Here is a 3,663-nt window from a genome sequence, read left to right as displayed (position 1 = left end):
ATAAATGCGCCAGATTTGTCCATTAAAACGCCATAATTCCGGCACTCCCAAACGGGCATAAAGTGCTAATTTATTAATATCCGTGTGGGTTATATCCACTTCCACCACTAAATCTGGGGGCGGATCTTCAGTTAAATTAATTCTTTTTCCTAGCACTTTAGCTTGATTTTGAATATAGTAAGCATTGTCAGGTTCTGCCCCTCGTTCTAAATCTTCCCTAGCTAGAGTTGTGGAACCCAGACTTTTAATTTTTAAACCCAATTCGGACACTAAAAAATAGATAAAACGTCCAATTAATTCTCGATAAAACTCGTGTTCTTCTAGGGGCATAGTAATCTCTAAAGTGCCACGATCATAAAATAAATGGGCGCGATTATTTTCCCCTAGGGCCTGTAAAATTTGCCGATAGGATAACCAACTGAGATGATTAAAAACTACCCGTTTTTCGCCCCTAATTTGCTCAGTATTTAACTCCAGAGGAACTGTCACCATAACTGCCCCGAAAAGCGAAATTTATGCCCAAAAAAGGGGGTTGATTCACCCCCTTATTATCTTATTAAACCAGTGCCGGAACCTGGGGCCAACGCCCGATCGTCTTACCAATGACCGCTAACTCCTGAGTTAATCGATCGAATCGGTCGGGGGTCAAGGATTGCGGCCCATCAGATAGGGCCTTGGCTGGGTTAGGATGCACCTCGATCATCAAGGAATCAGCCCCAGCTGCCAGGGAAGCCATGGCCATGGTCGGGACATATTCCCATTTACCCGTACCGTGGCTAGGATCGATCATGATCGGCAGGTGGGTTAAAGTTCTTAAAACGGGAATACAGGATAAATCTAGGGTATTGCGAGTATATTTACTGTCAAAGGTGCGGATACCGCGTTCGCAGAGAATGACATTGCTATTTCCTGCCGCGAGGATATATTCTGCCGCCATCAACCAATCTTCAATAGTGGCCGCCATGCCGCGCTTGAGTAGGACTGGTTTCGGTTGCGCCCCAACTTTTTTCAGGAGGGAAAAATTCTGCATATTGCGCGCCCCCACTTGCACCACGTCGGCTATTTCGACAATCTTATCGAGATCCGCTGCGTCCATTACTTCCGTGATAATACCCAAACCACTGGCATCTCTAGCCGCCGCTAGTAATTCCAAAGCGCTTTCCCCGTGACCTTGGAAAGCATAGGGAGAAGTGCGGGGTTTGTAGGCACCACCCCGGAGGAATTGCGCTCCGGCTGCCGCCACTCGTTTGGCAGTTTCCACGATCATCGCTTCATTTTCCACCGAACAGGGGCCGGCGACAATGCTAACGGTATGATTTCTGCCGATGGGGATAACACCGTTAGGAGTGGGGACTAAAACCTCGCTGTATTCCCCGTGACGGTATTCTAAAGAGGCGCGTTTGAAGGGTTGTTCGACTCGCAGGACGGTTTCGATCCAAGGGCTTAGTTCTTGGATTTGTAGGGGGTCTAATTCCCTGGTTTCTCCGACTAAACCGATGACAACTTTATGCTTACCGACGATTTTTTCAGGACTTAATCCCCATGCCTCGAATTCGGCACTGACGCGCTCGATTTCAATTTCCGGGGAACCAACTTTCATGACAATAATCATGGCATTAACCCTTTATTTTTTCCTTTAATCTCTATTGTTGACGATTTCTAGAGGTTATCTATTTTTCTTCCACTTCTTTTTTGCCGGACCGCCAAGCAGCGATCGTTCTGCCAAAATTAGCTTGAAATTCTTGCCATCCTAGCCAATCCCCGACCCGATCCTCGTCCCAAGAAGCGGAGAAGATGCCATAACTCAGACCGATAAAACCTAGACCAAATAGGCTTAAACTGACGAGCATGGCGACGTAGGAAGGGATTTCGAGAAGATTGTGGCTAATAATCCAGTAGAAGCCAAAAAAGGAAGTTATCCCCAATACTGTCGGAATGCCACAAAATACCGCCATCCGTTTGGCCATCCGTTGACTGACCGCTTGCGGAATTGCCTTTAAGCTGGTTTCCTCGGAGCGAGTCTTTATCGGCGGTGGCACGGGACTAGGGGCAATTTTCGGGGTTTTTCGCTTATTTTGGCGCGGCTCAAAGGGAAGACGCTCTTTTTTCTCCGTCGATTTCGATTCAGAGGCCATGGTAGGGATGCAAGGGGGGTAAGCTTAACGGCGAATTCCGAGACGACCGATCAGGGTTTGATAACGTTGTTGATCTTTCTTCTGAATATAGGTTAACAGTCCCCGACGACGACCGATCATCTGGAGTAATCCCCGGCGGGAAGCGTGGTCTTTCGGGTTAGCTTTCAGGTGTTCGGTCAGTTGGTTGATTCTCTCGGTTAAGAAAGCTACTTGTAACTCCGATGATCCTGTATCGGTTTCGTGGGCCTGATATTGGCTGATTAGTTCTTGTTTTTTGGTCTGGGTTAAGGCCATAGGACTCGTGATCTTTGCTTAAACACTGCAACCTATCATAGTATCACGTTTCCAGTCAATCCGTAAACATTGTTCGGGTAATAGGGTTTTGGGGTGATAGGGTTTTGGGGTGATAGGGTTTTGGGGTGATAGGGTTTTGGGGTGATAGGGTGATAGGGTGAGATGAGACAGCTTCCCCACTTCCCCATCTACCCCACTTCATAATCCATAATTCCCACACCCCACACCCCACACCCCACACCCCACACCCCACACCCCACACCCTACACCCCACACCCCACACCCCACACCCCACACCCCACACCCCACACCCCACACCCCACACCCCCACTTCCCCAATTCCCCAATTCCCCATTGCCGCAAATCATGGCAAAATCTTAGACATAGCGTCTAACTTACCCTGAAGATTCCATGCTGTTAAAATCCACGACCCGTCATATTCGCATTTATACGGCTGAAGTAAAAAATAATCAATTGATCGAGAGTAACAATGTTTTGACTCTTGATGTGGATCCCGATAATGAATTTAATTGGGAAGAAGTGGCTCTCAATAAGGTTTATAGTAAGTTTGATGAATTGGTAGAGTGCTACAATGGGGAAGAACTGAGCGAATATAATCTCCGTCGCATCGGTTCAGATCTAGAACACTTTATCCGTTCTCTCCTGCAAAAAGGCGAAATTAGCTATAATCTCAATGCCAGAGTCCAGAACTATAGTATGGGTTTACCGAAATTAGCGTGAATGATCCCGCGTCAGTCCCCACCCGGACATCTAGGCAGGTGGGGAATTTGCATCGCGCCAATGAAGCGATACAATTGCCAGTCACTCTTGTGGTTTTGGTGGTCGCTTAATATATTTGCGTAAAATTTGAGCTATACCAATAAGTAGTCGTGCAAAATTAATTTCCTAGTGAAGATAGGCAAGAGGCAAGAGGCAAGAGGCAAGAGGTGGTTAGATATGTGTAATTAATTTTGCTTAGGTACTTACCGTTTTTCAAAAACCGTAGCCTACTTATAGAAAAGATAATTAGGGCTTGCTGAATAATGGTAAAACCCTTTTAAAATAAGGCTTTTGACCTGTTGAAATCCGATGTTATAGCAAAGAGCGGGATAGTTAGGACATAATAGAGAAAAAGAAATGAGGAGAAGCTTTCATGGCAGCACCCTATAGTGATGATTTAAGACAGAAAGCAGTGAGTGCCGTAGAGCGAGGGGAGAAAAAAAGCCATGTCTGT

General features: G+C 46.4%; 5 protein-coding genes. 1 reads left to right on the top strand and 4 read right to left on the bottom strand.

The annotated features are described in order from the left end of the window. From IM485_RS16315 to rpsO, 4 genes are all read right to left on the bottom strand, one after another. The coding region (locus IM485_RS16315) for a Uma2 family endonuclease (protein WP_287744353.1) at positions 1 to 492 on the bottom strand (492 nt) is incomplete at its 3' end. Positions 493 to 556: 64 nt separating this feature from the next. Next, complete coding sequence (gene aroF / locus IM485_RS16310) at positions 557 to 1,612, bottom strand: 3-deoxy-7-phosphoheptulonate synthase (RefSeq protein WP_002750796.1); 1,056 nt, start codon at positions 1,610 to 1,612, stop codon at positions 557 to 559. A 58-nt stretch (positions 1,613 to 1,670) separates the two neighbouring features. After that, positions 1,671 to 2,135: a PAM68 family protein gene (locus IM485_RS16305; protein WP_008201436.1), complete on the bottom strand. Its 465-nt coding sequence runs from the start codon at positions 2,133 to 2,135 to the stop codon at positions 1,671 to 1,673. A gap of 24 nt (positions 2,136 to 2,159) precedes the next feature. Further along, positions 2,160 to 2,429, bottom strand: a complete 270-nt coding sequence (rpsO, locus tag IM485_RS16300) for a 30S ribosomal protein S15 (protein WP_002738807.1) — start codon at positions 2,427 to 2,429, stop codon at positions 2,160 to 2,162. 411 nt (positions 2,430 to 2,840) lie between these two features. Between rpsO and IM485_RS16295 the strand changes: the two genes are divergently transcribed. Next, complete coding sequence (locus IM485_RS16295) at positions 2,841 to 3,170, top strand: NAD(P)H-quinone oxidoreductase subunit M (RefSeq protein WP_104396804.1); 330 nt, start codon at positions 2,841 to 2,843, stop codon at positions 3,168 to 3,170. Positions 3,171 to 3,663: the final 493 nt, after the last annotated feature.

This window comes from Microcystis sp. M169S2 (genome assembly GCF_020245865.1).
GTDB lineage: Bacteria > Cyanobacteriota > Cyanobacteriia > Cyanobacteriales > Microcystaceae > Microcystis > Microcystis ichthyoblabe_A.
The sequence above is the reverse complement of the archived record's forward strand: the minus strand, read 5'-3'. Positions and strand labels throughout refer to the sequence as shown.

Excerpts from the sequence above, each read along its gene's own strand:
- aroF (WP_002750796.1), bottom strand. The coding sequence starts at position 1,612 with ATGATTATTGTCATGAAAGTTGGTTCCCCGGAAATTGAAATCGAGCGC.
- IM485_RS16295 (WP_104396804.1), top strand. The coding sequence starts at position 2,841 with ATGCTGTTAAAATCCACGACCCGTCATATTCGCATTTATACGGCTGAA.
- IM485_RS16305 (WP_008201436.1), bottom strand. The coding sequence starts at position 2,135 with ATGGCCTCTGAATCGAAATCGACGGAGAAAAAAGAGCGTCTTCCCTTT.
- rpsO (WP_002738807.1), bottom strand. The coding sequence starts at position 2,429 with ATGGCCTTAACCCAGACCAAAAAACAAGAACTAATCAGCCAATATCAG.